Origin of the sequence: Ruegeria sp. R14_0, from assembly GCF_017743975.1 — a bacterium.
Classification (GTDB): domain Bacteria; phylum Pseudomonadota; class Alphaproteobacteria; order Rhodobacterales; family Rhodobacteraceae; genus Ruegeria.
In genome coordinates this window covers 202,222-228,988 of the sequence record NZ_JAGHRC010000001.1, presented here as the reverse complement: position 1 = coordinate 228,988, position 26,767 = coordinate 202,222, and the positions used below count along the sequence as shown (strand labels likewise).

The window sequence follows — 26,767 nt, the reverse complement described above, 5'->3', positions numbered from 1 at the left end:
AAAAGATGAAGATCAGGCCGTCGCCAGATTGGCCTCGACCTGCGCAGCCGCTTTTTCAAGCCGGATTACAGCTTGGGCGATGTCGTCCTCGGTCAGGGTCAGCGGCGGCAGTAGGCGGATCACGTTGTCGGCTGCAGGAACGGTAATGACCTCATTGTCATAACCGGCATTGACCATTTCGACGTTGGGGGTTTTGCATTTCAAACCCAGCATCAGGCCGGTACCACGCACCTCTTCGAAAACATCGGGATGGTCGGCGATCAGGCCTTCCAGCTTTTGACGCAGCATCCCTGCTTTGCGATTGACGCCTTCAAGGAATGCTGGCGTGGCCACCTGATCGATCACCGCGCAACCAACGGCGCAACCCAGCGGGTTGCCGCCATAGGTCGAGCCGTGCGTGCCTGCGGTCATGCCGCTGGCAGCCTCTTCGGTGGCCAGAACAGCACCCAGCGGAAAACCACCACCGATGCCCTTGGCAACCATCATGATATCCGGAGTGATGCCCGCCCATTCATGGGCGAAGAGCTTGCCGGTCCGGCCCACACCGCACTGAACCTCGTCCAGGATCAGAAGCAGGCCGTTTTCATCGCAGATCTGGCGCAGCGCTTTGAGTTCCGCATCGGGAACCGGACGGATACCGCCCTCACCCTGGACAGGTTCGATCATAATTGCCGCGGTTTTGTCGGTGATCGCATTGGTGACACCGTCGAGGTCTCCGAACGTGACATGCACGAAACCCGGCAACAGCGGCCCAAAGCCCTTGGTCATCTTTTCCGACCCGGCAGCCGCGATACCCGCCGAAGACCGGCCGTGGAAAGATCCGTCAAAGGTGATGATCTCGACCCGGTCAGGCTGACCTTTGTCATAGTAATATTTGCGGGCCATTTTAACCGCCAGCTCACAGGATTCTGTGCCCGAGTTCGTAAAGAACACCGTGTCGGCAAAGGTGTGCTCGACCAGTTTGTCCGCAAGCGCCTGTTGCTGCGGAATGTGATACAGGTTCGAGACATGCCACAGCGCATGTGCCTGCTCGGTCAGTGCATTGACCAGAGCGGGATGAGCATGGCCCAGCGCGTTTACCGCGATCCCGGCGCCAAGATCCAGGAAACGTCGGCCATCCGCCTTGGTCAGCCAGGCGCCTTCGCCCTTTACGAAAGTCAGGGGCGCACGGTTATAGGTCGGCAGAACGGACGGGATCATCGGATCATCCTTTTCAGATAGTTTGAGCCTTGTGAGTGATACACGTGGCCCATGTTCGTCAACTGATTTGGTGGGAAATGCGCCGATTTAGACGACGCAAACAGATCAAAGAGGCCGGTTACGCGGCAAAGCGTCGGCGTCGGAGTCGCAGGATATGTGCGTGTTTGATCATGCGGGCCGTATAGCCAGAACCCGCGCCCCTGAAAACCCTGAAATTGGCAAGCCGCAAAAATACTTGGCGCGTTGGGCATTTGATCCTTGCCATTTTACCGGCGCTGGCGCACCGCTGGGGCATGTTTGTCGCCAAAACCTATAACCCGCCGCTTGCGGCCGTGTTGATTACCGCAGCAAGCGCTTTGCTGGCAGGAACCACGTTGCTGGCCAAAGCGTTGGGAACGGACACTTTGGGTCCCGCGTTGCACCCAATGCAGATCAGTCACGGAAGGTTCCTGTTTGCCTTTGTGGTGATCGTCACTGCCGTAGGCATCATGCGCCCGCGCCTGCAACGCCCGCACTGGGGGCTGCATATTGGGCGAACCAGCTTTGGGTGGGCGGGGATCACACTGATGTTCGCCTCGGTCGCGTTCATCCCGGTTTCGGATGCGACGGCGATTTCCTTCCTCAACCCAGTGTTCGCGATGGTTCTGGCGATTCCCTTGCTGAAAGAAGGCGTCGGTCCGTGGCGTTGGCTGGCCGCTGCGGTCGCCTTGCTTGGCGCACTTATCCTGCTCAGACCCACGCCCGCCAGTTTTCAACCCGCTGCGTTGCTGGCTCTGTCTGCGGCGGCGATCATCGGGATGGAGCTGATTTTCATCAAGAAGCTCTCGGGTCGCGAAATTCCGATACAAATTTTGCTGATCAACAATGCGATGGGCCTGACGATCGCCTCAATCGCCGTCAGCTTTGTCTTCCAAATACCGACGCCGCAGCAATGGGCCGCGCTGGTTGCGATTGGGGTGCTGATGGCCTGCGCGCAAGCGTGTTTTGTGAACGGTATGGCGCGCGCCGATGCCTCATTCGTGGCACCGATCAGTTACGCGACGCTGATCTTCGCAGCGTTCTACGACTTCGCGATTTTCGGAGTTGTCCCGGACGGCATCAGCATGATCGGTTCGGTCATTATTTTGACTGGCGGGCTGATCCTAGTCTGGCGCGAGGCGCGGGCGCGTCAGGCCTAACGGCTACCCCCGCTCAGGCCTTTAGCCGATAGCCGGTTCGCAACATCTGCCATGTCAGCGCGCCAACCAAAACGGTCGCGCCAATACACACCGCGATCCCTAGTAAGGGTGAGCTGTCGGACACCCCGATCATCCCATAACGCAACCCGTCAATCAGGTAGAAAACCGGGTTCACATGGCTCAATCGGTTCAGGATCGGTGGCAACGCCTGCACCGAATAGAAAGTACCGGACAGAAACGCGAGCGGTGTCACGATAAAGTTCGTGATCGCCGCCATCTGGTCGAACTTGTTGGCAAAAATCCCGGCGAACAGACCAAGCGCGCCCATGAACGCGCCGCCCAACACAACAAAAACCAAGGCGATCAGCGGGTTTTGCGGGTAAATCCCGAGGACCAGCGCAAGGGCCGCCGCAACAACACAGGCGATCAGGACGCCCCGAACGATGCCTCCGGCCAGATAGCCCAGCAGGATCTCGAGCGGCGACAAAGGCGGCATAAGCGTATCGACGATGTTGCCCTGCACCTTCGCGATCACCATCGAGGACGAAGTATTGGCGAAGGCATTCTGGATCACCGTCATCATCATGATGCCGGGGGCTAGAAAGGTCAGGAACGGCACGCCCATCACGTCAGGCCGCCCGGGTCCGATGGCGATGTTGAAGATCAGCAGGAACAGCCCCGCCGTCACAAGCGGCGCCAAAAGCGTCTGGGTCCAGACCGCCAGAAACCGCAGCGTTTCGCGCTGGGCCAGCGTGTACAGCCCCATCCAATTGACCGCTCCGAAACGGCGTTCGCTGTGATCTGCGGGAATCTGCATCTTCTGCCCTCATCCTGATTCGAGAACCGCTTGTAACTCGGGACGCAGTGATTAGAATAGGGTGCTGAGACGAATTTCGAAGGCGGCCCGAATCCGGGGCCGCTTTCCCCTTTTTTGAAAGGAAGCGCATGTCCTGGACTGATGAGCGCGTAGAACTGCTCAAGAAGATGTGGGGCGAGGGCCAGTCGGCCAGCCAGATCGCCAAAGAACTGGGCGGCGTAACCCGAAACGCGGTCATCGGTAAGGTGCACCGCCTGGGTCTGTCGAACCGCGCAACCGGCGGCTCGCCCGCCAAGGCCGAGCCCAAGGAAAAGCCGGCACCCGCGCCCAAGGCCGAGGCAAAGCCAAAGCCCGCGCCCAAAACAGAACCCGCGCGCCCGGCCCCTGCCCCGGCCGCCGAGGCAAAGCCTGCCGTTCCGGCTCGGCGCCAGATTATCCCGGCCGGTCAACCGCTGCCGCCGCAGCCTTCGGCCAACGAAATCAGCCCCGAGGCGCTGGCCAAGGTCAATGAGATCGAGAAGAAGGCCAAGAAGCTGACCCTGATGGAACTGACCGAGAAAACTTGCAAATGGCCCGTGGGCGACCCCGCGACCGAGGATTTCTGGTTCTGCGGACTGCCGGTTGAACCCGGAAAGCCATATTGCGAGGCGCATGTGGGCGTGGCCTTCCAGCCGATGAGCTCGCGCAGAGATCGTCGGCGGTAAGGTACGGTGGGCACTCGAACTTTCGACTTGCCTCACTTACACTAACATTTTCCACTGGCCACCTGTCAAAAGATAGGTGGCCATTTTTTTCCTCGAGGAATTTCCCAATTCTACCCGCCAGCAAAAACAATATCCTATTCTGCGCCTATGCCGTGTTGATTTTTCTGGCCTATATGATGCCGCTCAATCCGTCGGTATTCACACCCAACCCGTTCGGTAGAACGCCATCGCCGTTGATACAGGTTTTGTATCTTTGCGCTTGGCTCGCCCCCTTCACGCCCCTGATCGTTGCAAGCTTCGTTTTGATGGGGATGCAGCGATTACCTGTTTGGTTGGCAAGGCTTTTAGCAGGGTGCTCGCTGATCGCTGGCCTGTTACTGACCCTGGCCGCCGGGATGTTTTCGCTGTTTTCGACCACAGAGCTGATACATGGGTTGACGCTCACGATTGCAGTGTCTTCAAGTTTTCTCATCTGGGCAGGCCACGATCACGAACCCGGCCCTTCGTGGATCGCAAAGCTCGGGATTATCGCGGCAGCAATCGCAGCTTTGTGGTCCTTGCTTACAGTGTCGATGATCCTGATCCAATCTCACTTCATCGCAAATGGATCGCCTTATTGCATTGCCCACCATGCGCAAGGTTCCCCAGTCGGCGCGATATACGAGCTACGTGGGTTTGCGTTTTACACCGAAGCGACAGGGTACAAATCCACGTCGAAATGGTACTTTCACGGCCTGATGATCGTCGATCACCCCGACAAGCAACGCATCTATAACTGGTCGCCCAGAAGATGGCGCTTCGATCTGATCGAACGCCCGGACGCACTGATCCAACCCGTCAGAAACGCTTGTGTTCCAAGCTAACCGCTACTGCGCCGGATGGGACGGTAGATCCGGCATCGGCACCCATCCCGGCAACTCGTCCGGCGCGACCGAGACGTGCAGATGCTCTGACCGGTCGCGTCCGACTTTGCGATGCTTGCGCAGCAGGAAAATCTTGCCCCAGCCGCGCCATGTTCCTACTGACGGCGCATGCGTATCTGTCGGAAAGCGGTCGCGCCAGCCTTCGGGCAGGGGCAGGCCGTGCAGCTCGGCCTTGTCCAGCATCCAGATCAGAGAAATGTTGCTGAGCGGACGCGCCTCTTCAAACCCATTCAATTGCCCACCGACGTCGCCATGGGTGCCGCGGAACCAGACCTGCTCCACATGGCCTTTGAATTCGGGGGTACATTTCCACAACACCGGCTCAAATACTTCGCGGGTCTCATCCAGTGCCATAGCGTGATAGCCGTGGCGCGTGGCCGGGCCAAGCTGGTGGTTGTGGAAGGCGTGGCGTTCTTCGGCCCAGCGCCAGAGCAGCGGCAGGCGCATGCCAAGCGCTTTGACCGTGTCCCAGACGCCCACCATCTCGATCGCCACGTCTTCATGGCAAAACTGCCGTCGGAACGCGGCTGCAGCAGCCCCGCTGGCATTGCATTCATAGTGGCGATAGGCCTGTTTAATGTTGCGCACCGTCGCGTGTTCGGCCTTGAGCAGACCGATCATGTCGATCACGCCTGCGAGGCTACGCACCCCATATGCGCCGCGCGAGTACCCGATGAAGTAAATCCGGTCGCCGGGCTTGTAACGCGACGCAAGATAGCCATAGGCGCGGCGGATTTGGCGATTGATGCCGCGCCCCATCATCACGTCCAGAGAAGACTTCCAGTTGTCCCATTGCACGCCGGATTCGTAAAACACGGATACCTGACTGCCCATCTCGCGGCACAGGCGATAGGCTTGACCCGCATGGGTTTCAAAGCCTGGCTCAAGCGTCGACATCGTGCCGTCGAGGATAATGACATGGCTGACAGGCTCGCGGTGAAGCGCCTCGGCGGAATGCTCGGACTGCAAAGGCCGTCCAAGCCATCCCAGAACCTTTCTACTCAGCCGCGACAGAACCATGCGTCAGCAATTCCCATACTCTTTGAGGTGTGAAAGGCATATCAGCCTGCCGCACCCCGTGATCCCAGAGCGCATCCTGAACCGCGTTTGCCACAGCGGCCAGCGCGCCCACGGTGCCGGCCTCTCCGCATCCTTTCATCCCCATCGGGTTAGAAGTTGACGGAACCGGCGCCGAGGTAAACTTAATCATGGGTATCTCGGCGGCGCGGGGCAAGGCGTAATCCATCAACGAAGCCGTGAGCAGTTGCCCCTGCGCATCATGCACAACATGCTCTGACAACGCCTGACCGATACCTTGGGCCACCCCGCCATGCACCTGCCCTTCGGCCAGCATCGGGTTGATAAGGTTGCCGAAATCATCGACCACGATATAGCGGTCAACCCAGGTTTCGCCGGTGTAAGAATCGATCACGACTTCGGCAACATGGGCACCGTTGGGATAGCTGCGCGCATCCAGTTCGGCGCGCGCCTCGTGCCGCAACAGGTCAGTGCGCCCATCGGCACGGGCCATCTCGGCCGCCTCGGTCAGGGTGGGCGTCAGGTTCGAACCCGGCGCGCGAAAGGTTTCGTGGTCGAAATACACATCGATTTCCTCGACCCCCATCTTATCGGCAAGATAAGGCGTGAATGCGGCGATCATGACGTCGATAGTCGCCAGGGTCGCCGTGCTTTGTACCGTGACCGAGCGCGACCCGCCCGTGCCACCGCCATGCGCCAATCTATCGCTGTCACCTTGCACCACGTTGATCTGATCCAGCGGAATCCCGGTCTGGTCCGACAGGAAATGCGCGTACACCGTCTCGTGTCCCTGCCCGTTTGACTGGGTGCCAACATAGAGATTCACGGTGCCATCCTCGCAGAACTCGACTTTTGCGTTTTCCGAAGGGTCACCCAAAATACTTTCGATATAGTAACACAGCCCCTGCCCGCGGATCAGGCCGCGGTCGGCATCGGCGGCCTTGCGGTCCGCGAATCCTTGGCTCTGTTCCTCAGCGCGGGACAGGACCATGTCGAAATCGCCTACGTCATAGGTTTCGCCCGTCGCGGTCTTGTAAGGGAAGTTCTGCGGTTTGATAAAGTTCCGGCGACGCAGCTCCCACGGGTCGACACCCAATTGCCGCGCGGCACGGTCAAGGACGCGTTCCAGCACATAGATCGCCTCGGGTCGGCCTGCGCCGCGATAGGCGTCGACCTGCGTTGTGTTGGTATAGAACCCTTCGACCCGCAGATATGTGGCCTGAACGTCGTAGACCCCCATCAGAACCTTGCTGAACAGATTGGTCTGAATCGCCTGCCCGAAATGGCTGCTATATGCACCCAGATTGACTTTGCTGTGCACCCGGTAGGCAGTGATGTTCAGGTCTTCGTCAAAGGCCAGTTCGGCAAGCGAGGTCAGGTCGCGACCGTGGTGATCCGACAGCATCGCCTCGGACCGGTCCGACATCCAGTGCACGGGCTGGCCCAGCTTCATCGCCGCAACCGAGACGCAGAAATACTCGGGATATGGCATCACCTTCATACCGAACCCGCCGCCGACGTCCGGAGTAGTGACCCGAATCTCCTCTGGCTTAAGCTTCAGCTTTTGCGCCAACTGTCCCCGCATTGCCCAAACGCCTTGCCCGCCATAAGCAAAGTGCAGCCGTCCATCGGCCCAACTGGCCCGACAGCCGCGCGGCTCGATCGACGTTATAATAACCCGGTTATCGGCGACGTTCAGCGCAACGGTATGGGCGGCGGACTGAAAGGCGGCCTCTGTCGCCGTTTCGTCCCCAAGCCCCCAGTCAAACGCCCTGTTGTCGGGAACCTCGGCATGCAGTGGCGCGCCCCCAATATCGACGTCCAGTTTTGCGGACAGATCATCGGTTTCCATCCAGATCAACTCGGCCGCGTCCCGCGCCTGCGACAGCGTCTCTGCAATCACGACGGCGACGGGTTCGCCTACGAAACGGACGCGATCTTTCGCCAGCATATGACGATCAGGCAGCGCGGTTTGCGAACCATCGCGGTTCGGCACGGCAGCGGCATTCATGACGGTGTCAATCCCGGCGGCCACAAGATCGTCCAATGCAAGGACAAAGCGCACGCCGTCCGCCTGCCGCGCGGCATCCAGGTCAAGCGCGGTTATCCGACCATGGGCGACCGGGCTTCGGAAGAACGCCGCAAACAGGGCGTTCTCGGGCACGTCGTCGTCCATGTAACACCCCTGCCCGGTCAGAAACCGCTGATCCTCGATCCGTTTGACGGGCTGGCTTCTGCCGAACTTTTCCATGCTGTGCTCCTGCCGCTGCGATACGGGGCGAGACTAGCCTGCAGCCGGGTGATGTCCATAGGGGCCTTCCCCTTCTTGCAAGCATTCGCTATTGCAGGCGCTGACCCAAGATTGATGACGCAGGACGCACCCGATGGCGATGGAAAAGACATTCAACGCGGCCGAAGCCGAGGCCCGCATATACGAGGTCTGGGAACAGGCCGGAGCCTTCAAGGCAGGCGCGAACAAATCGCGCGACGAAAGCTTTACCATCATGATCCCGCCGCCCAACGTGACGGGGGCGCTGCACGTGGGCCATGCATTCAACAACACGCTGCAGGACATCCTGATCCGCTGGCACCGCATGCGCGGCTTCGACACGCTGTGGCAACCCGGACAGGACCACGCCGGTATTGCGACGCAAATGCAGGTGGAAAAGATGCTGGCCGCCACCCAGCAACCAAGTCGCCGAGAAATGGGGCGTGAGGCGTTTCTGGACAAGGTCTGGGAATGGAAAGGCGAATACGGCGGCACAATTATCGAACAGCTAAAGCGTCTGGGCTCTAGCTGCGACTGGTCGCGCAATGCCTTCACAATGGCAGGCGCACCGCGCGATCCGCGGACGGGGCATGAAAACTCGGCCAACTTCCACGACGCCGTCATTAAGGTCTTTGTCGACATGTACGAAAAGGGCCTGATCTATCGCGGCAAGCGACTGGTCAACTGGGACCCGCATTTCGAAACGGCCATTTCGGACCTTGAGGTCGAGAATATTGAAGTCGCCGGGCATATGTGGCACTTCAAGTACCCCTTGGCGGGCGGTGAGACATATGAGTATTTGGAAAAAGATGAAGATGGGAATGTGATCTTCCGCGAGGAGCGAGACTACATTTCCATCGCGACCACGCGGCCCGAAACCATGCTGGGCGACGGCGCGGTTGCGGTTCACCCCTCGGATGAACGGTATGCGCCAATCATCGGCAAACTCTGCGAAATCCCGGTTGGTCCGAAAGAGCATCGCCGCCAGATTCCGATTATTACCGATGACTACCCTGATCCTGAGTTTGGCTCGGGTGCGGTGAAGATCACTGGCGCGCATGACTTCAACGACAATCAGGTCGCCAAGCGTGGCGGTATCCCGATGTACCGCCTGATGGACACCAAAGGCGCGATGCGAGCCGATGGCGCGCCCTACGCCAACGAGGCGGGCAAGGCCCAAGAATTCGCACGCGGCAAAGCGTTCACCGAGAATGAGATCGACGCGATCAATCTGGTCCCCGACCACCTGCGCGGCCTCGACCGGTTCGAGGCGCGGGCGAAGGTTGTCGAAGAGATCACCGCCGACGGTCTGGCCGTGATGACCCGCGCGGATGACCCGCGTCTGGGCTCGACCGCGTTGAAGCCGGATCACGAAGGTGCCGACAAACTGGTGCCGTTGGTCGAGTTCAAACCGATCATGCAGCCCTTCGGAGACCGTTCGAAAGTCGTGATCGAGCCGATGTTCACCGACCAGTGGTTCGTCGATGCCGAAAAGGTCGTTGGCCCCGCGCTGGATGCGGTCAAGGACGGCACGGTCAAGATCATCCCCGAGTCGGGCGAGAAAACCTATTACCACTGGCTTGAAAACATCGAGCCCTGGTGCATTTCGCGCCAGCTGTGGTGGGGGCACCAGATTCCGGTTTGGTATGGGCTTGATCTCTCGGCTGAAGAGTTCAAGGACGACGAAAACGACGGCAACCTTGATCTGGTCGAGTTGGGCCGCTTGCTGAACGAAGGTGGCATGCTGCATCGCGGCAACGTCATGGAATGTGCTTCGAGCCTTGAAGCCGTTACGGAAAAATTCCTCGACGACAACGCAAACATTCCCAGCCCGCTGAGCCACGCGACGGTCGTCGAAGTTGCCGACAAGCAGGAAGCGATCCATCAGTTCGCTGAGAGCCTTGCTCAGTACGCGATTGAGCAAGACCCGACCAAGCTGATTTACCCGGTTTGGCGCGACCCCGACGTTCTCGACACTTGGTTCTCGTCCGGCCTCTGGCCCATTGGAACGCTGGGCTGGCCCGAGCAGACCGAGGAACTGGAACGCTACTTCCCCACGGACGTTCTGATCACCGGTTTCGACATCCTGTTCTTCTGGGTCGCCCGGATGATGATGATGCAACTGGCCGTGGTCGATCAGATCCCGTTCCACACCGTCTACCTGCACCAGCTCGTCCGCGACGAGAAGGGCAAGAAGATGTCCAAAACCACTGGCAACGTCATCGACCCGCTGGAGATCGTGGACGAATTCGGCGCCGACGCGCTGCGGTTCACCAATGCCTCGATGGCGGCGATTGGCGGCGTGCTGAAACTGTCCCGCGAGCGCATCACCGGCTATCGCAACTTCGGCACCAAGCTGTGGAACGCCGTCCGCTTTGCCGAGATGAACGATGTCTTCACCGACGCCGTTCCACAACTCGACGTGGCCGACCTGAAACCCAAAGCCGCCGTGAACCGCTGGATCATCGGCGAAACCGCCCGCGTGCGGGAAGAGGTCGACGCGGCGCTGGAAAGCTATCGCTTCAACGATGCGGCCAACGCTCTGTACGCTTTTGTCTGGGGCAAGGTCTGCGACTGGTACGTAGAACTGTCGAAACCCTTGCTGCAGGGCGACGACGCCGAGGCCCAGGCCGAAACCCGCGCCACCATGCGCTGGGTTCTTGATCAATGCATGGTCCTGCTGCACCCGATCATGCCCTTTATCACCGAAGAGCTTTGGGGCCTGACCGGCACGCGGCCCAAGATGGTCGTCCACGCAGACTGGCCGACCTACGCAGCCGCCGATTTGATCGACGCTGAAGCAGACCGTGAGATGAACTGGGTGATCTCGGTGATCGAAAACACCCGCTCGGCCCGAGCGCAGATGCGGGTTCCGGCTGGCCTCTATGTGCCGATGCTGGTGACCGAGATCGACGCCAACGGCCAAGCCGCATGGGGCCGCAACGAGGCGCTGATCAAGCGTCTGGCACGGATCGACAGCCTGACAAAGACCGACGAGCTGCCCAAAGGCACAATCTCGATCGCCGCCCCCGGCGCGTCCTTCGGCCTGCCTCTGGCGGACATCATCGACATCGGCGCGGAGAAGGAACGACTGGAGAAAGCCAAAGGCAAACTGGCCAAAGAGCTCGGCGGCCTGCGCGGACGCCTGAACAACCCCAAATTCGTGGCCTCGGCCCCGGAAGAGGTTGTTGAGGAAGCCAAAGCCAACCTCGCCGCCCGCGAAGAAGAAGAGGCGAAACTAAACGAGGCCCTCGCCCGTCTGGCCGAAATCGCCTGATCTTCATCTTTTTCCAAATACTTAAATCCCAACCCCCGCCGATATGCCTTCGGCGGGGTTTTTGCTTATAGCGACTGCTTTTAGCTTGTTCCCAGCCGCTTGGGATTGTTAGCAAGTCGCCTAGGCAACTCTGAGGCTGCGATGGCGCGCTCTTCTCCACCCTTGCAAACAGTATCGACCGGCCTTGTGGTCGCGGTGGTTGGGTTCTTCAGCTCATTTCCGATTGTGCTGCAGGGTCTGGCCGCAATGGGCGCATCGGAGGCTGAGTCCGCCTCTGGCTTGATGATGGCCGCAATTGCGATGGGGTTGACGGCGATTGTCGTCAGCCTTTGGTACAAGCAACCGATCAGCGTGGCCTGGTCCACGCCGGGGGCCGCCCTGCTTGCAGTTTCCGCAACTCCGCTGGTCGGATTTTCGGACGCCGTAGGGGCGTTCCTGTGTGCAGGTGCGCTGACTGTTCTGGCCGGATTGTGGGGGCCGCTTGGAAGGCTTGCAGCGGCCATCCCGACGACGCTGGCGCAGGCAATGCTGGGCGGGGTTTTGTTGCCACTGTGCGTTATCCCGTTTCAAGCCGCCGCCGCTGTTCCATCGCAAGCGTTACCAGTCATCCTAACGTGGTTCATCGCCGGGCGGATCAACCGGCTATTTGCGGTTCCGGCCGCTGTGATCGCCGCGGCTATTGTCGTTGTTCTGAACGCTGGCGACGGCTCGGTCATGCCGGAACATTTGGTGGCAGCGCCTGTTCTTACAATGCCGACGTTCTCGGTCGCCTCTGCGATCGGCATCGGTATCCCTCTGTTCATTGTCACCATGGCCACGCAGAACATCCCCGGTATCGCCGTGATGCGCAGCTTTGGCTACGCGCCGCGGGCCGGCAATCTGTTCTCGGCGGTCGGTGGGGCAAGCATCCTGTCCGCCCCCTTTGGTGCCCCCGCCACCTGCCTAGCAGCGATTACAGCGGCCATGTGCTCGAACGAGGACAGCCATCCGGACCCGAACCAGCGCTATTGGTCAGCGGTCATGGCAGGCGTGTTCTATTGCCTTTTCGGGGTGTTCGCTGTGGCGATCACAGGGTTTGCCGCCCATGCCGATCCGTTGCTGATGGGCACGCTCACGGGTATCGCTCTGATCGGGGTGATGGCAAACGCCACACACGCCGCGCTTGCGGTTCCAACAGAGCGCGAAGCGGCAATCCTGACCTTTGCGATCACCGCGTCCGGTATCACTGTGTTCGGTCTAGGTGCAGCGGTTTGGGGATTGGCGGCAGGAGGTGTCGTCTATCTTGTTACCAACCGTCTCAGATGATCACTTTTCCCCGCCGCACTGGTCAAGTACATTGGAGTCATGTTGGGATCGTTTGGAAAACTGGTTGAACGCCAGATCAAAAAGGCGCAAGCCGAAGGTCAGCTGGACAGGTTGGAGGGCGAAGGTCGGCCTCTGCCCGATCGTTCGTCCGAAGCGCAAACCGATCCGGCGCTTGCGGCAGGTCATCGCATCATGGCACAGGCAGGTGTTTTGCCCGAAGAGTTCGACATCAAGAAAAAGCTGGACGACGCGCGAAAATCCTATGCTTCTCAGACCGACCCGGAAGAGCGCAAGGCAACAATGGCGCAGATTGCCGAGCTTGAGATGCGCTACAACATGGCGCGCGATGCAAGGCGGGCCTTTTTACGTTAGCACTCGTGCGCAAATGTCTAAACAGGCACCAAAACCGGGTCGTTCGATTTCGGACCAGCAGGGTCGGACTGCCACCATATTCATTTGAATTCCGGCTTGCGACCCTGCATCTGTGCCGCAATAACCTCCATCTGCTCCGGTTTGCCAATTAACGCGACCTGTTCGGAGGATTCCTCGGTCAGAACTTCAGCACGGGGTTGGGACTCGGCGACCTTGATCAGGCGCTTGGCCGCCCGGATCGCCGATGGGCTTTGGCCTGCGATGTTCTCGGCCAAAGCGATGGCCTCGGTTCGTGGATCATCCGAAAGCTTGGTGACCAACCCCCACTCTGCCGCCTGAGCAGCACCAATGGGACGCGCGGTGTAGGTCAACAGGCGCAGCACATCTGACCGAACCAGCTTTGGTAGCAAAACCATTCCGCCCATATCCGGGATCAGGCCCCATTTCATCTCCATCACCGACAGCTTTGCCTCGGGGTGGGCAATGCGAACATCAGCGCCCAGCGCCAGTTGCAGACCGCCGCCATAAGCAACGCCCTGAATGGCGCAGATCACGGGAACAGGCACGCGTCGCCAGACCAGAGCGACCTCTTGCACCTCATTGGCATCTTTGTGGCTGCGTGACATTAGCCAATCGGTTGGGTCCGTTTGCGCCATGCTGGCAAAACCGGCCATGTCGAGGCCAGCGCAAAAGCTCTTGCCCTCGCCCGACAGAACCACCGCGCGCGCGTCCGAGGCCGCAACCTCTTGCCCGGCGGAAATGATCGCCTTGATCATCGCGTCGTCCAGCGCGTTCATTTTATCGCCGCGGGTCAGTGTGACATGGGCGATGTGGTCTTTGTACTCGATGGAAACACGTGACATTTGGGCCTCCCAATTCCGGTTTGAAACACCATGCCCGGAAGGTCCGCTTAGTTCCACCTCTACGTTAGGGCAGATCCGAGACGGACATTCGCCCGAACCATGGCGAGTCCAGCGTCGTCACATAGAGCTGGTCCCCGGCGACCTTGCCGCCGGTGGTAATGCCCACGCGACCATCGGGATCCTGCAGGTTTTGCAAAATCGTCCCCTCACCATCAAACTGAATGATCATTCCCCGATGGATCGGAGCGGGTCGCACCATCGGCCCCAACCGCCAGAGCACTTTGCGCAGAAAAGGGTACGGCATCAGCGCCTCGGTGGGGACGCGCGGGCTGGCGAAAGCCATCCAATAGGTACCGTCGCCCTGCGCCTCGATATTGTCGGGATAACCGGGCAGGTTATCCAGCAGAACCTCTTGCTGGCCCGCTTTTGGCCCTGTCAGCCACAGCTTGTGCACCCGCGCCTGCCCAGTTTCAGCGATCAGCAGGAAATCTTCGTCGGGCGACAAAGCAACGCCATTGGTATAGACGAACCCTTCGGCCAGTTTTTCAGCCGTGCCGTCGGGGGAATGGCGGGCGACATAGCCCGTGTCCGATTGCTCCCATATGGTCAGAACCGATGTTGGCTTGGTCCCACCCATGGTCTCGGGGTCAAACCGGTCAGACGAATTCGAGAAATAGATCGTCCCGTCCTGCGCCACGTCCAGCTGGTTTGCATAAATCACCGGCGCGCCGTCGATCTCGGAAATCACTGTTTCCAGCGTGCCGGGCCCGGTCCACCGCATTATGCCACGAAAACTGTCTGCGATGTACAGCGCGCCCTCAGGCCCGGCTTTCAGGCCCAAGGGTCGACCGCCCAAATCGTCAACTTTGACCGGTTCGTCCCCGTCAATCTGAAAAAGCGCCCCCGACAACGAGGTCGTAAACACCGTGCCGTCCGGTATGATCGCAATGTCTTCGGGACCAATCTGACCGTCCGGCAAAGAGATCAGCTCCAGCCCGTCCAAGGCGTTGTTTTCCGCATACTCACCTGTAAAGCCAGGTGCCTCAGGCGGGTCCCAAACCACCGGCTGCACCGGGACCGGCCAGAATACCAGATAAGCGAGTCCGACGATCAAAAGACCCAAAACGATGCGCATGTGCGCTCCTCCCTGACGTGTTGGTCACAGAGTGCGAAGCATCTCTGCGCAACGCAAGCTTGCCTGTCTTGTGACCTTGCGTTTATCTGCCCCCATGACTGAGCCTCGCTATACCCCGCTTGCCCAATCCCTGCCTGCAACCGTGCCCTTTGTTGGCCCCGAAACACAGGAACGCCAGCGCGGCGCGCCGTTTGTTGCTCGGCTGGGGGCGAATGAAAGCGTGTTTGGTCCCTCGCCACGGGCCATCGCCGCGATGGCCGACACAGGCATCTGGATGTATGGCGACCCCGAAAACCACGATCTGCGCAACGCTTTGGCCGATCACCACGGCGTGACGCCCGAGAACATCGTCGTGGGCGAAGGGATCGACGGGCTGTTGGGGTATCTGGTGCGCCTGATGGTTGGCCCTGGGGATGCGGTTGTCACCTCGGACGGGGCTTACCCGACCTTCAGTTACCACGTGGCCGGTTTTGGCGGCACCCTGCACAAAGTGCCCTACCGCGACGATCACGAAGACCCCATGGCGTTGTTTGCCAAGGCGGCCGAAGTAGATGCCAAGCTGGTTTATCTGGCCAACCCCGACAACCCGATGGGCAGTTGGCTCTCTGGCGCGAACATTTTGAGCGCATTGGATAACCTGCCGGACGGGTGCCTGCTTGTACTGGACGAGGCTTATGTGGAATGCGCGCCAGAGGGTACTGCCGCCCCAGTTGCCGCTGACGATCCTCGCGTGATCCGTATGCGGACCTTTTCCAAGGTTTACGGCATGGCGGGTGCGCGCGTGGGCTATGCCATCGCGGCGCCGGGCCTGATCTTGGCCTTCAACAAAGTGCGCAATCATTTTGGGATGAATCGAGCGGCACAGGCTGGCGCTCTGGCGGCTTTGCAGGACTACGATTGGCTGGAGCACGTCCAGTCTCGTATCGCCAATGCGCGCGAGCAGATTGGCCGGATCGCGCGCGCGAACGGGTTGACCCCCCTGCCCTCAGCCACGAATTTCGTCGCCATTGATTGTGGGCAGGATGGGGCATTTGCCAAGGCCGTTCTGGATGCGCTGGTCGCGCAGGGCATTTTTGTGCGTATGCCGTTTGCCGCGCCGCAAAACCGTTGCATCCGTGTCAGCTGTGGTGAGACATCTGATCTGGAGGCTTTTGCGGCCGCCTTGCCGGTCGCGTTGGCCGCAGCCAAGGCGCAAGCTGAGTGACGGGTTAGGGGGGGCTGTCTGCCCCCCATCGCGCACAAGGCGCGACTCCCCCGAGGATATTTTGGGCCAGATGAAGACGCGGATTTAGTCGCTATGCCGCCAGCGTGGCAGCAGCGGCCTCAAGCGCGCCCTGGCCTCGGGGGATGTCCAACGCGGCCATCGCAGTTTCCACGCCACCCAACATCGCCATGACCATCTGCCCGTTCACATAGCCCATGTGACCAAGACGGAAGCATCCATCCCAATCCTCCATCCCCAGACCGATGCCGAGGGTTAAGCCCAGCTTGTGTTCAGTAAACTCTCGCAGCGGTGTGCCGCGACCGTCTGTCAATCGCAGAGCGGTCACAGCATGGCTGCGATGCCTGCGATCGGCAACATTGATCTGTAGTGCGCCACCTTGTGCCCAGATCTCGCAGGCCGCCCAGATTGCAGTTGCCAGACGTTTGTGGCGTGCCCACACCTGCTCGATTCCCTCGGCGAGGATCAGGTCCAGCGCGGCACGCAGGCCATACAAGTGATGCGTCGGTGCAGTGCCATTGAAGTACTGATAGAACAGTTCGGGGTTCGCTCTTGGCTGCCAATCCCAATACCGGGACACGCGCGGCATCGAGGCACGTTTGGCTTGTGCCTTCTCGTTGAAAAACACGAACCCTGTACCGGCTGGTGTCATCAGACCCTTCTGGCAGGCGGTGACCATAACATCGACGCCCCAGGCGTCCATTTCGAACTGGTCGCACCCCAAGGAGGCGATGCAATCCGCCATCAAGAGCGCCGGGTGACCCAGATCGTTCAACACCGCCCGCAACGCCGGAATGTCATTCCGGATCGAGCTGGAAGTATCGACGTGAACCGCCAGAACAGCCTTGATCTGATGGGCCGTGTCCGCGCGCAAAGCGTCGGCAATCCGATCCAAATCCCAGGCCGAGGACGAACCGAAGTCGATCACATCGATCTTGGCCCCGATCCCCTCGGCCATCTCGGCCCACCCATGGGTGAACCGCCCCGACGCCGGGGCCAGCACCGTTTCACCGGGCGCGATCACGTTGGATAGCGCGGCCTCCCACGTGCCGTGACCGTTGGCGATATAGATTGCCACATTGTGATCGGTGCGCGCCACACGGCACAGATCGCGGGTCAGCGCGGGCATCATCTCGATCAACTCACCGTCGTAGATATTCGGTGACGGGCGGTGCATGGCCTGCAACACCGCGTCGGGCATCACCGAAGGTCCGGGAATCGCCAGATATGCGCGCCCTTGCGCCAAAGATATAGGGTCTGTCATGGGATCAACCTGTAAGAATTGACGCCCACCCTAACGCAGCCTTTGGCGGCGTCAATCCATCAGCTTGGACGCTGAGCGCGCAAGGTTTTCGATGCCTGCCCAATCGCCATCGATGACCATTTGTTTTGGTGCGACCCAGCTGCCACCTGCACACACGACGTTGGACAAAGACAGGTAATTGCGCGCGTTTTCAGGAGACACGCCTCCGGTCGGGCAGAATTTGATCTGTGGCAGAGGGGCACCGATGGCCTTCAAAGCGGGCGCGCCGCCAGAGGCTTCGGCCGGGAAGAATTTGAGCATGTCATAGCCTTTTTCCAGCAGGGCCATTGCCTCGCTTGCGGTCGCCGCACCTGGCAGCAGCGGCAGCCCTTCGGCTTCACAGGCCGCGATCAGCGCGTCTGTTGCGCCCGGAGACACGCCAAACTGTGCACCCGCTTCTTTGGCCGCCCGCACGTCTTCGGGCGTGACCAGCGTACCTGCACCGACGACGCCGCCGGGAACCTCAGCCATGGCTCGGATCGCGTCCAGAGCCGCAGGTGTGCGCAGAGTAACCTCAAGCGCAGGCAGACCACCGGCCACCAGCGCCTCGGCCAGTGGGCGCGCCTGTGCCGCATCGTCGACGACGAGCACGGGAACGATTGGGGCCAAAGCACAGATTTCGCGGGTGCGTTGGGTTTTGGACATGGATCAAGCTCCGAAAATGCTGGCGCCGGTGTCCGCAGACCCGACATTTTGGCGGAAGGTACCGAAGAGATCGCGGCCAACGCCATGTTGGTTGCCCGTCAAATCGGCGACGGCTGGCGCGCGATCAAGGACGCCGGGGGTCAGGATCTCTAGCTCGCCCTTCACCGCATCGACACGCAGGATATCGCCATCCTGTAGGCACGCGATTGCGCCACCGTCCAGCGCCTCGGGGCAGACGTGGATCGCGGCGGGAACTTTACCGGATGCGCCGGACATGCGGCCATCCGTGACCAGCGCCACCTTTTGCCCGCGGCCCTGCAGGATCGACAGGATTGGGGTCAACGAGTGCAGCTCGGGCATGCCGTTTGCCTTGGGGCCCTGGAAACGTACGACGACAATCACATCGTCCGTGAATTCCCCGGCCTTGAAAGCGGTTTTGACCTCGTCCTGATCGTTGAACACACGGACAGGAGCTTCGACGACCTGGTGTTCAGGCGCGACAGCCGAAACCTTCATCACGCCAGTACCCAGATTGCCAGTCAGGCGAGACAAGCCACCGGTGGGCTGGAACGGGTCTTTGGCCGAACGGACGATCTTTTCGTTCAGGCTATGGCCCGCGCCATCTTCCCAGATCAGGTCACCATCCTTCAGCTTGGGTTCCTGCGTGTAACGATGCAGGCCCTGCCCCGCGACGGTCAGCGTATCGGGATGCAGCAAACCGTCTTCCAGCAGGGTGCCGATGCAGTACCCCAATCCGCCCGCGGCATGGAAATGGTTCACATCGGCCAACCCGTTTGGATAGACCCGCGCGACCAACGGCACCACGGCGGAGATGTCCGAAAAATCCTCCCAATCCAATACGATACCGCCTGCGCGCGCCATGGCGATCAGGTGGATCAAAAGGTTGGTCGAGCCGCCCGTTGCCATCAGGCCCACGATACCGTTCACAAAGGCGCGTTCATCCAGAATCTGGCAGACCGGCGTATAGTGATTGCCAAGCGCGCTTAACGACAAAGCGCGGCGCGCACCTTCTTCGGTCAGCGCATCGCGCAACGGCGTGTTCGGGTTGACGAAGCTCGAGCCCGGCAGGTGCAGGCCCATAAACTCCATCAGCATCTGGTTGGTATTTGCGGTGCCATAGAAGGTGCAGGTGCCCGGACCGTGATAGGCTGCCATCTCGGCCTTCATCAGTTCGTCGCGTCCGACTTCACCGGCGGCGAATTGCTGGCGGACCTTGGCCTTTTCGTCGTTGGGCAGACCGCTGGTCATTGGACCGGCAGGCAGGAACACAGCTGGCAGATGGCCGAACGTCTGAGCGCCGATGATCAAACCGGGGACGATCTTATCACAGACGCCCAGAAACACGGCTGCATCGTAGGTGTTGTGGCTGAGCGCCACGCCCGTGGCCAAGGCAATCACATCGCGCGAGAACAGCGACAGCTCCATCCCCGCTTCACCTTGCGTGACACCGTCACACATGGCCGGCACACCGCCCGCGACCTGAGCGGTGCCGCCTGCAGCGCGGATCGCGTCGCGGATCAAAGCGGGATACCGTTCAAACGGCTGGTGAGCCGACAGCATATCGTTGTAGGCGGTGACAATACCCAGATTGCCTGCTGTACCAGTGGCCATGGTCTGTTGATCTTCGCCCGCACCTGCATAGGCATGGGCCTGACCGCTGCAGGACAAATGCGCGCGCGCCGGACCTTTGGAACGCGCATGTTCCATCCGCTCCAAATGAGGGCCGCGCAGGTCGGCGCTGCGGTCGATGATGCGTTGAGTGACGTCGGTGATGACGGAATGAACCATGATTACCCTCCGATCTGACGCCAGCGGCGTCCATCGCGATGCATCAGCATCAGTGCTTCTTCGGGGCCGGAACTGCCCTGATCATACTTCGCCGGACGGTCGCCCCGCTCTTCCCAGCCTTGAATGATGGGATCAACCCAGGCCCAGGCGGCTTCGGCCTCATCACCGCGCATGAACAGGGTCTGATCGCCGCGGATGACATCCATCACCAGACGTTCATAGGCATCTGGTGATTTGGCCTCATCCCCCAAGGCCTCGGCAAAGCTCATATCCAGCGCCACGTCGGACAGGCGGAAACCGCCCTGCCCCGGCTCTTTGATCGTGGTGCGCAGGGTGATGCCTTCGTCTGGTTGCAAGCGGATCACCAAGACATTGCCGCGCAGAGGGCCCACGTTGGGAAAGATCGTATGCGGCGGGTCTCGGAAGAATACCGCAATTTCGGATTCCCGTGCGCGCAGACGTTTGCCCGTGCGCAGGTAAAACGGCACCCCAGCCCAGCGCCAATTTCCCAGATGGGCCTTGAGCGCAATAAAGCTTTCGGTGCGACTGGCCGGGTTTCCAACATGATCCAGATAACCGTCGGCCCCTTTGCTTGTGCGATATTGGCCGCGTGCGATGTCCGACGGTGCGACCGGTTCCAGCGCTTCGATCACCTTGACCTTTTCGTCACGAACCGAATTCGGCGAAAACTTGGACGGAGGTTCCATCGCGGTCAAACACAACAGCTGCACAAGGTGGTTCTGCACCATGTCACGCATTGCACCGGACTGATCGTAGTAAGCGCCCCGCCCCTCGACCCCAACCGTTTCAGCAACGGTGATCTGCACATGGTCGATATGGGTCGCGTTCCACAGCGGTTCGAACAATGAGTTGGCAAAGCGCAGCGCCATGAGGTTCTGCACCGTTTCTTTACCCAGATAATGGTCGATCCGATAAATCTGGTGCTCTTCAAAGCAAGCGCGCAGCCCGGCGTTCAATGCCTTGGCCGAGGCGAGGTCGTGGCCAAAGGGTTTTTCGACCACGATACGGCTGTCCGGCGTTGCCAACCCGTGATCGCTCAGCCGTTGTGCGATGCCGGAAAACAGGCTTGGACCCACAGACAGATAAAAGGCGCGCACCACGTCAGGGCGCAAGACTTTGGCAAGTTCGTCCCAGCCCGAGTCCCCCATCGCGTCCACGGGAACGTATTCCACGCGGCTCAGGAACTGATCCAGAACATCCTTTTTGAAGGCCGGGGCAAATTCTTTCATCGACGCGCGGATCAGGTCGCGAAACCCGTCGCTGTCCATATCAGACCTGGCGGTACCGATGATCTGGGCACTTTCGGGCATTTGGCCGACTTCGAACCGGTGATAGAGACCCGGCAGGATTTTTCGCTGCGCCAGATCTCCGGTTGCACCGAATAACACCAGATCGAACGGGTGTACCGGGATTACGCGTGAAACCATCCGTTGGCTCCTTTAGGTCTTGCTGGCATCTCCTGGCGCTGATCGCCTTGGGACGCGGGCACTGTTATCGCTAACATTCACGCACTGAATAGGGAAGCGCGGCTGGAAAATCAACCCAGATTCCGCAACCACTCCATCACTGATGGTCGCACCGATTGCTCACCGCGGTGACGCGCGTCGGCGATGATCTTGCGCAGCGATTGTAAGTCGGCCCGCAACAACACGCTTTTGACCGGACCAATCGACGCGGGGCGCATCGACAGCGTCCGAATGCCCATGGCAGCCAGGCACAACGCCTCGACCGGACGTCCGGCATCCTCGCCGCAAAAAGACAGGGGCGTGTTCGAAATGTTGCAGCGTTCGACAATGCGCTCGATAAAGGTGAGGAAACTGACATTGAGCGTGTCATACCGACGGCGCACCAGTTCGTTCTCGCGGTCAGCGGCAAAGAAGAACTGTTTCAGGTCGTTGCCACCGATCGAGACGAAATCGACCTCATCAAAGAACTTCTGTGGCGCAAAGGCGAGCGATGGGGTTTCCAGCATCGCGCCGACCTCGATCGCCTCGGGCAGCACGTGACCCAGTCGCTTCTCGCGCTCGATGGTCTTGTTGACTTCCCACTTGGCCTCTCGGAATTCGTCGGCCTGTGCGACAAACGGGAACATCAGGGTCAAGGGTCGGCCGTTGGCTGCCCGCATCAACGCCTGCAACTGCATCCGCATCACGCCGCGTTTGTCCAATCCGACCCGGATCGCACGCCAACCCAGCGCCGGGTTTGGCTCTTCAACATGCTTCATGTAGGGCAAGACCTTGTCCGACCCGATATCCAGCGTGCGGAACACGACGCGCTTTTCGCCCGCGGCATCCATAACACGCTGATATTGCGTCACAAGCTCGGACCGCTTGGGCATTTGGTTGCGCACCAGAAACTGCAGCTCGGTGCGGAACAGGCCTACGCCTTCGGCGCCTGAGTTTCCCAAGGACGGCAGATCCGCCATCAGGCCAGCGTTCATGACCAGATTGATCCGCTCACCGTCCCGCGTCACCGTTGGAGTATCGCGGATCGACGCATAACGTTCCTGGGCTTTCGCCTGCATCGCGATCTTGTCGCGGAACGCGGACACGACGGTATCTTCGGGGCGCAGATGGACCATGCCCTGATCGCCATCAACCAGAATATGATCACCATTCAACGCTTCGGTCGTGATATGGCCCACATGAACCACCAGCGGAATCGCCAGGGCGCGGGCTACAATTGTTGCGTGGCTGCCGACCGAGCCTTCTTCGAGCACGATGCCCTTCAGCGACCGGCCATATTCCAGCAGGTCACCGGGTCCGATGTTACGTGCAATCAGGATCGGATCGGGCGGCAGATCGGCCCCGTTGGTGGCCCCCTGCCCGGTCAGAATACGAAGCAACCGATTGCTGAGGTCATCCAGATCGGCCAGACGTTCGCGCAAGTAAGGGTCGGTTACCTGCCCCATGCGGGCGCGGGCTTGCGACTGCTCTTTCTCAACCGCCGCTTCGGCACTGAGGCCAAGGGCAATGTCCTCTTCCATCCGGCGCATCCAGCCTTTGGAATTGGCAAACATCCGATAGGCTTCGAGAACTTGCAGTTGCTCTTTGTCGCCGCCCTGCGAAATTTCAAGCATCTTGTCGACGCCCACCCGCAGCTCATCCACAGCCTCGGTCAGGCGTTCGCGCTCGCGATGGGGGTCGTCGGCAATCGGGTTGGTGACCACAACGCGTGGTTCATGCAACCAGACATGCCCCTCGGCCGATCCCTCTTGCGCCGGGCCGCCGTTGAACTGCACCGATTGCTGGTGGCGCGGGGACAGGGCCGCGCCCTCGCCCACAAACGCGCCAAGCTCGGTCATTTCTGCCAGAACCATGGCGACAACTTCCAGCGCATAGACCTCATCAGCTGAGTATTCGCGCGCATCGCGGGACTGGACGACCAGAACGCCCAACTTCTCGCCCAGACGCTGAATCGGTACACCCAGGAAGGACGAAAACCGCTCTTCGCCCGTTTCCGGCATATAGCGGAAGCCCTTGGTCGACGGCGCATCCGCAGTGTTTACGATCTTGCCGAACTGCGCGACGCGGCCCACAAGGCCCTCGCCCAGCCGCATTCGGGTTTTGTGCACCGCCTCGGGCGACAATCCTTCGGTTGCACACAGTTCCAGAGTCTCGGAATCCCGGAACAGATAGATCGAGCAGACCTCGGCCCGGATGCTGTCAGCGATCAGGCTGGTGATCCGGTCAAGACGTTCCTGACCGGCGGCTTCGCTCGCCATCTCTTCGCGCAGCCGCCCTAGCAGCTTGCGGGATTCTGTTTCGGTGCCTTCTGCCATGGCCCAACCAGTTTATGGTGTCAGGCGAGACCCTTGGCTCAAATGCTCAGGCCGCCTTGTCCAGTTCAAAGGCATCATGCAGTGCCTGAACAGCAAGTTCCATGTATTTCCTGTCGACAAGGACGGAAATTTTTATCTCAGAGGTTGTAATGACCTTGATGTTGATCCCCTCATCCGAGAGTACCTTGAACATCTTGGCAGCCACACCTGACTGCGAACGCATCCCGATCCCCACGACCGAGACCTTGCAAACATCGGTATCTGCGACCAGCTCGGCATAGTTCAGCTCGCCCGCATCCTTGATCGCCAGCAGCGCTTTTTCAGCCCGTGCAACCTGATCGGTCGGGCAGGAAAAGGTCATGTCCGTGCGCCCCTCGTCCGAGATGTTCTGCACAATCATGTCCACGTTCACGCCCTCATCGCTGAGCGCAGTAAAGATGATCGAAGCGATACCCGGGCGGTCCGCCACGGAAACAACAGTCATCTTGGCTTCGTCGCGGGAATAGGCCACACCGGCCACAACATTGGATTCCATGATATCCTCCTCGTCGCAGACCAATGTACCGGCCTCGTCGGATTGTTCTTCGAAACTTGATAGAACGCGCAGTTTCACCTTGTACCGCATCGCCAGTTCAACCGAACGCGTCTGGAGCACCTTGGCCCCCAGCGAGGCCAGCTCCAACATCTCTTCGAACGAGATTCGGTCCAGCTTGCGCGCCTTTTCACAGATGCGCGGGTCGGTGGTATAGACGCCGTCCACGTCCGTGTAGATGTCACACCGCTCAGCGTCGAAGGCCGCAGCAAAGGCCACGGCGGTCGTGTCCGAGCCACCCCTACCCAAGGTGGTGATGCGGCCTTCGGGGCTGATGCCCTGGAAACCAGCGACGACGGCAACCTTCATGCCTTCGCCAAACTTCTGGTTCAGGTTCTCGGTCGGAATTTCCTCGATCCGGGCCTGGCTATGGGCGCTGGTGGTCTTCAGCGGCACTTGCCAGCCTTGCCAGCTGCGCGCCGGGATATCCATTTCCTGCAGGGTCAGCGCCATCAGACCAGCCGTCACGTTCTCGCCCGAGGACACAACGGCATCGTATTCTCGCGCATCATACAGCGGCGATGTTTCGTCGACCCAACCCACAAGCTCGTTCGTCTTGCCGGACATGGCCGAGACGATGACGATCACGTCATAGCCTTTGGCCACTTCGACGCCGATGCGTTTCGCAGCACGGCGGATACGGTCAAGGTTGGCAACCGATGTGCCGCCAAATTTCATCACGAGTAAGGGCATGGGGGCAGGTGTCTCCGCGCCTTGGATTTCTGATCCCGAGCGTCTTATGCGAGGGGGGCCGCAAGGGCAAGAGTTCAAAACCAGTCGGATGGCGGCACCTGACCGCTTTACAACCGACCCCGAGGCTGTCAGCCTGCCACACGAATTCTATCCCAGAGGTACCTTATGTTCCGCGTTGCCGCAGCCGTCGTCCTTTTGTCTTCTCCTGCGCTGGCGCAGGTGTCCACGCTGGCCGCAACTGACGGCAAGAACGCTTTGGGAACAATCCCCTGCGCCAAAGACGGCGCAGCACTCAGCAGTTGTCACGCTGAGCTGCGCCACCACGACGATGGTACCACGACCCTTGCGGTCGGCTTGGGTGGTGGCGAAGTGCGCAGCATCTATTTCACGGATGGGGTGCCGAGCTCCAGCAGCTCTCCTTCCCGGATCAGCCATGAAACCCGTGGGGACCTGACGGTCATCTTTATTGACCCCGATGAAGTCTACGAGGTTCCAACGGCTGCGCTGAAACGTCAGTAAGCGTGCGGTCGGCCGTCCCAGGTCTCAAAACACCCGGTTGTTTCAAGTGACAGCGTGTCAAAGCGGGCGACCAGCCCGTCGGCCGCCTGATCAACGGTGATGTCGCCCTGGGCTCCGCCCATATCTGTCTGTACCCAACCAGGATGGTAAATACCCACCGCGACGCCATCACCGCGCAAATCCGTCGCCAAGTTGCGCCCAAGATTCAGCGCAGCGGCTTTGGACGCGCGATAGATGTAACTGCCGCCCGGCGCCCGCGTATGCGAGGCCATCTGTGACGACAGGATCGCGATCTTGCCCTGCGCGGCCCGAAGGTTTGGCAACAAGGCCTGCACAGTCAGAAATACGCCGGTCACATTGGTGGCAAAGCTCTGAGCCCACATTTCGGCTGGATAGCCGTCGAGGCCATGGCCCTTATCCTGGTAAACACCTGCGTTGCAGATCAACAGGTCCACCGGACGCCCGGCCAGCCCTTCGGCCATTGCAGCATGCTGCGCGGGATCCGTTACATCCAGAACGACCTGCGCGCTGCCGTCGCGGGCCGTGCCGGTCACGTCATGGCCTTGTACCCTGTAGCGATCCGCCAAGGCTTGGCCAATTCCTCGATTGGCACCGGTAATAACGAAATGCATGAGTCAGTTCGTTTTTCTGGTGGGCAGGAAAGGAAGCGGTGCGACCGGCACGCCATCTTCGATCAGGGCCTTGGCCTCATCGGGCTTGGCCTCGCCATAGATCGCGCGATCGGGCGCATCGCCCAAATGAATCTTGCGCGCTTCTTTGGCAAAATCCTTGCCAACATAGTCCGAATTCTCTTCGACCTTGCGGCGCAGCTCGGCCAGAACCTGTTCGATATCCGGCGACGGGGTGGCAACCTCAACCGGTTTTTCCTCAGGCTGCGAAGGTTGAGCATTGCGCGCCGGACGCACACGCGGGGTCATGATGGCCTTTTCAACATGCACGTCACCGCAAACCGCGCATGTCACCATGCCCGCAGCTGCCAGTTTGTCGTAAGCGGCGGCCGATTGAAACCAACTGTCAAATATATGGCCGTTGCTGCATTTCAATGCGTATTGAATCATGGTCCGTCCAAATCTCGGTAGC

The 26,767-nt window shown here is 60.1% G+C and carries 22 protein-coding genes; 8 read left to right on the top strand and 14 right to left on the bottom strand.

Translation table 11 applies throughout. From position 1 onward, the window contains the following. Nucleotides 1–12: 12 nt before the first annotated feature. The gene (locus J7416_RS01080) at nt 13–1,200 is read right to left on the bottom strand and encodes an aspartate aminotransferase family protein (RefSeq protein WP_209222263.1); all 1,188 of its coding nucleotides are present in this window, start codon (nt 1,198–1,200) and stop codon (nt 13–15) included. Nucleotides 1,201–1,493: 293 nt separating this feature from the next. Between J7416_RS01080 and J7416_RS01075 the strand changes: the two genes are divergently transcribed. Next, nucleotides 1,494–2,378 carry a DMT family transporter gene (locus J7416_RS01075; RefSeq protein WP_209223797.1) on the top strand — a complete coding sequence of 295 codons (885 nt, stop codon included), beginning with the start codon at nt 1,494–1,496 and terminating at the stop codon, nt 2,376–2,378. Nucleotides 2,379–2,391: 13 nt separating this feature from the next. On the opposite strand, the gene J7416_RS01070 is transcribed toward J7416_RS01075, so the two are convergent. Further along, nucleotides 2,392–3,195: an ABC transporter permease gene (locus J7416_RS01070; protein WP_209222262.1), complete on the bottom strand. Its 804-nt coding sequence runs from the start codon at nt 3,193–3,195 to the stop codon at nt 2,392–2,394. A gap of 128 nt (nt 3,196–3,323) precedes the next feature. On the opposite strand from J7416_RS01070, the gene J7416_RS01065 reads away from it, so the two are divergent. Then, a complete protein-coding gene (locus J7416_RS01065; RefSeq protein ID WP_209222261.1) occupies nt 3,324–3,899 on the top strand; it encodes a GcrA family cell cycle regulator in 576 nt (191 codons plus the stop codon). 152 nt (nt 3,900–4,051) lie between these two features. Next, the gene (locus J7416_RS01060) at nt 4,052–4,762 is read left to right on the top strand and encodes a hypothetical protein (protein WP_209222260.1); all 711 of its coding nucleotides are present in this window, start codon (nt 4,052–4,054) and stop codon (nt 4,760–4,762) included. Nucleotides 4,763–4,765: 3 nt separating this feature from the next. Here J7416_RS01060 and J7416_RS01055 read toward each other — a convergent pair whose 3' ends face one another. Together J7416_RS01055 and J7416_RS01050 are read right to left on the bottom strand one after the other, a co-directional pair. Further along, nucleotides 4,766–5,842, bottom strand: a complete 1,077-nt coding sequence (locus tag J7416_RS01055) for a DUF2235 domain-containing protein (RefSeq protein WP_209222259.1) — start codon at nt 5,840–5,842, stop codon at nt 4,766–4,768. Further along, nucleotides 5,820–8,111 carry a xanthine dehydrogenase family protein molybdopterin-binding subunit gene (locus J7416_RS01050; protein ID WP_209222258.1) on the bottom strand — a complete coding sequence of 764 codons (2,292 nt, stop codon included), beginning with the start codon at nt 8,109–8,111 and terminating at the stop codon, nt 5,820–5,822. Before J7416_RS01050 ends, J7416_RS01055 begins: the two co-directional genes overlap by 23 nt. Nucleotides 8,112–8,244: 133 nt before the next feature. Here J7416_RS01050 and J7416_RS01045 point away from each other — a divergent pair, with 133 nt between their 5' ends. From J7416_RS01045 to J7416_RS01035, 3 genes are all read left to right on the top strand, one after another. Continuing rightward, nucleotides 8,245–11,406, top strand: coding sequence for a valine--tRNA ligase (locus J7416_RS01045; protein WP_209222257.1), 3,162 nt, complete (start codon nt 8,245–8,247; stop codon nt 11,404–11,406). Nucleotides 11,407–11,547: 141 nt separating this feature from the next. Further along, nucleotides 11,548–12,711 (top strand): benzoate/H(+) symporter BenE family transporter, encoded by a 1,164-nt coding sequence (locus tag J7416_RS01040; protein WP_209222256.1) that lies wholly within the window; start codon nt 11,548–11,550, stop codon nt 12,709–12,711. Nucleotides 12,712–12,750: 39 nt separating this feature from the next. Continuing rightward, nucleotides 12,751–13,083 carry a DUF1992 domain-containing protein gene (locus J7416_RS01035; RefSeq protein WP_209222255.1) on the top strand — a complete coding sequence of 111 codons (333 nt, stop codon included), beginning with the start codon at nt 12,751–12,753 and terminating at the stop codon, nt 13,081–13,083. Between the two features lie 80 nt (nt 13,084–13,163). Here J7416_RS01035 and J7416_RS01030 read toward each other — a convergent pair whose 3' ends face one another. Together J7416_RS01030 and J7416_RS01025 are read right to left on the bottom strand one after the other, a co-directional pair. Further along, the gene (locus J7416_RS01030; protein WP_209222254.1) at nt 13,164–13,946 is read right to left on the bottom strand and encodes a crotonase/enoyl-CoA hydratase family protein; all 783 of its coding nucleotides are present in this window, start codon (nt 13,944–13,946) and stop codon (nt 13,164–13,166) included. A 64-nt stretch (nt 13,947–14,010) separates the two neighbouring features. After that, entirely contained in the window at nt 14,011–15,081 is a 1,071-nt protein-coding gene (locus tag J7416_RS01025; RefSeq protein WP_209222253.1) for an SMP-30/gluconolactonase/LRE family protein, read from the bottom strand. Nucleotides 15,082–15,175: 94 nt separating this feature from the next. Between J7416_RS01025 and J7416_RS01020 the strand changes: the two genes are divergently transcribed. Next, nucleotides 15,176–16,285 (top strand): pyridoxal phosphate-dependent aminotransferase, encoded by a 1,110-nt coding sequence (locus J7416_RS01020; protein WP_209222251.1) that lies wholly within the window; start codon nt 15,176–15,178, stop codon nt 16,283–16,285. A 91-nt stretch (nt 16,286–16,376) separates the two neighbouring features. Here the strand turns inward: J7416_RS01020 and J7416_RS01015 are convergent, their stop codons facing one another. From J7416_RS01015 to J7416_RS00990, 6 genes are all read right to left on the bottom strand, one after another. Next, a complete protein-coding gene (locus tag J7416_RS01015; RefSeq protein ID WP_209222249.1) occupies nt 16,377–17,567 on the bottom strand; it encodes an aminotransferase class V-fold PLP-dependent enzyme in 1,191 nt (396 codons plus the stop codon). Nucleotides 17,568–17,618: 51 nt separating this feature from the next. After that, entirely contained in the window at nt 17,619–18,251 is a 633-nt protein-coding gene (locus J7416_RS01010) for a bifunctional 4-hydroxy-2-oxoglutarate aldolase/2-dehydro-3-deoxy-phosphogluconate aldolase (protein ID WP_209222247.1), read from the bottom strand. Nucleotides 18,252–18,254: 3 nt separating this feature from the next. Next, the gene (gene edd / locus J7416_RS01005) at nt 18,255–20,060 is read right to left on the bottom strand and encodes a phosphogluconate dehydratase (RefSeq protein ID WP_247744071.1); all 1,806 of its coding nucleotides are present in this window, start codon (nt 20,058–20,060) and stop codon (nt 18,255–18,257) included. A gap of 2 nt (nt 20,061–20,062) precedes the next feature. Next, nucleotides 20,063–21,508: a glucose-6-phosphate dehydrogenase gene (gene zwf, locus J7416_RS01000; protein ID WP_209222245.1), complete on the bottom strand. Its 1,446-nt coding sequence runs from the start codon at nt 21,506–21,508 to the stop codon at nt 20,063–20,065. 110 nt (nt 21,509–21,618) lie between these two features. Beyond that, nucleotides 21,619–23,862: a phosphoenolpyruvate--protein phosphotransferase gene (gene ptsP, locus J7416_RS00995; RefSeq protein ID WP_209222243.1), complete on the bottom strand. Its 2,244-nt coding sequence runs from the start codon at nt 23,860–23,862 to the stop codon at nt 21,619–21,621. Nucleotides 23,863–23,908: 46 nt separating this feature from the next. Next, nucleotides 23,909–25,147, bottom strand: coding sequence for an aspartate kinase (locus J7416_RS00990; protein ID WP_209222241.1), 1,239 nt, complete (start codon nt 25,145–25,147; stop codon nt 23,909–23,911). 165 nt (nt 25,148–25,312) lie between these two features. Here J7416_RS00990 and J7416_RS00985 point away from each other — a divergent pair, with 165 nt between their 5' ends. Next, entirely contained in the window at nt 25,313–25,666 is a 354-nt protein-coding gene (locus tag J7416_RS00985; protein WP_209222239.1) for a hypothetical protein, read from the top strand. On the opposite strand, the gene J7416_RS00980 is transcribed toward J7416_RS00985, so the two are convergent. Further along, the gene (locus J7416_RS00980; protein WP_209222237.1) at nt 25,660–26,298 is read right to left on the bottom strand and encodes an SDR family NAD(P)-dependent oxidoreductase; all 639 of its coding nucleotides are present in this window, start codon (nt 26,296–26,298) and stop codon (nt 25,660–25,662) included. The two genes, J7416_RS00985 and J7416_RS00980, sit on opposite strands and share 7 nt — an antisense overlap. Before the next feature lie 3 nt (nt 26,299–26,301). Beyond that, nucleotides 26,302–26,745: a DUF1178 family protein gene (locus J7416_RS00975; RefSeq protein WP_209222235.1), complete on the bottom strand. Its 444-nt coding sequence runs from the start codon at nt 26,743–26,745 to the stop codon at nt 26,302–26,304. Nucleotides 26,746–26,767: the final 22 nt, after the last annotated feature.

What these genes read in the sequence shown, in the direction of transcription:
- J7416_RS01080 (WP_209222263.1), bottom strand. Translation starts at nt 1,200, where the DNA reads ATGATCCCGTCCGTTCTGCCGACCTATAACCGTGCGCCCCTGACTTTC.
- edd (WP_247744071.1), bottom strand. Translation starts at nt 20,060, where the DNA reads ATGGTTCATTCCGTCATCACCGACGTCACTCAACGCATCATCGACCGC.
- J7416_RS01075 (WP_209223797.1), top strand. Translation starts at nt 1,494, where the DNA reads ATGTTTGTCGCCAAAACCTATAACCCGCCGCTTGCGGCCGTGTTGATT.
- J7416_RS01070 (WP_209222262.1), bottom strand. Translation starts at nt 3,195, where the DNA reads ATGCAGATTCCCGCAGATCACAGCGAACGCCGTTTCGGAGCGGTCAAT.
- J7416_RS01045 (WP_209222257.1), top strand. Translation starts at nt 8,245, where the DNA reads ATGGCGATGGAAAAGACATTCAACGCGGCCGAAGCCGAGGCCCGCATA.
- J7416_RS01040 (WP_209222256.1), top strand. Translation starts at nt 11,548, where the DNA reads ATGGCGCGCTCTTCTCCACCCTTGCAAACAGTATCGACCGGCCTTGTG.
- J7416_RS01025 (WP_209222253.1), bottom strand. Translation starts at nt 15,081, where the DNA reads ATGCGCATCGTTTTGGGTCTTTTGATCGTCGGACTCGCTTATCTGGTA.
- J7416_RS01010 (WP_209222247.1), bottom strand. Translation starts at nt 18,251, where the DNA reads ATGTCCAAAACCCAACGCACCCGCGAAATCTGTGCTTTGGCCCCAATC.
- J7416_RS01015 (WP_209222249.1), bottom strand. Translation starts at nt 17,567, where the DNA reads ATGACAGACCCTATATCTTTGGCGCAAGGGCGCGCATATCTGGCGATT.
- J7416_RS01065 (WP_209222261.1), top strand. Translation starts at nt 3,324, where the DNA reads ATGTCCTGGACTGATGAGCGCGTAGAACTGCTCAAGAAGATGTGGGGC.
- J7416_RS00975 (WP_209222235.1), bottom strand. Translation starts at nt 26,745, where the DNA reads ATGATTCAATACGCATTGAAATGCAGCAACGGCCATATATTTGACAGT.
- J7416_RS01055 (WP_209222259.1), bottom strand. Translation starts at nt 5,842, where the DNA reads ATGGTTCTGTCGCGGCTGAGTAGAAAGGTTCTGGGATGGCTTGGACGG.
- J7416_RS00980 (WP_209222237.1), bottom strand. Translation starts at nt 26,298, where the DNA reads ATGCATTTCGTTATTACCGGTGCCAATCGAGGAATTGGCCAAGCCTTG.
- J7416_RS00985 (WP_209222239.1), top strand. Translation starts at nt 25,313, where the DNA reads ATGTTCCGCGTTGCCGCAGCCGTCGTCCTTTTGTCTTCTCCTGCGCTG.
- J7416_RS01050 (WP_209222258.1), bottom strand. Translation starts at nt 8,111, where the DNA reads ATGGAAAAGTTCGGCAGAAGCCAGCCCGTCAAACGGATCGAGGATCAG.
- ptsP (WP_209222243.1), bottom strand. Translation starts at nt 23,862, where the DNA reads ATGGCAGAAGGCACCGAAACAGAATCCCGCAAGCTGCTAGGGCGGCTG.
- J7416_RS01030 (WP_209222254.1), bottom strand. Translation starts at nt 13,946, where the DNA reads ATGTCACGTGTTTCCATCGAGTACAAAGACCACATCGCCCATGTCACA.
- J7416_RS01020 (WP_209222251.1), top strand. Translation starts at nt 15,176, where the DNA reads ATGACTGAGCCTCGCTATACCCCGCTTGCCCAATCCCTGCCTGCAACC.
- J7416_RS00990 (WP_209222241.1), bottom strand. Translation starts at nt 25,147, where the DNA reads ATGCCCTTACTCGTGATGAAATTTGGCGGCACATCGGTTGCCAACCTT.
- zwf (WP_209222245.1), bottom strand. Translation starts at nt 21,508, where the DNA reads ATGGTTTCACGCGTAATCCCGGTACACCCGTTCGATCTGGTGTTATTC.
- J7416_RS01035 (WP_209222255.1), top strand. Translation starts at nt 12,751, where the DNA reads ATGTTGGGATCGTTTGGAAAACTGGTTGAACGCCAGATCAAAAAGGCG.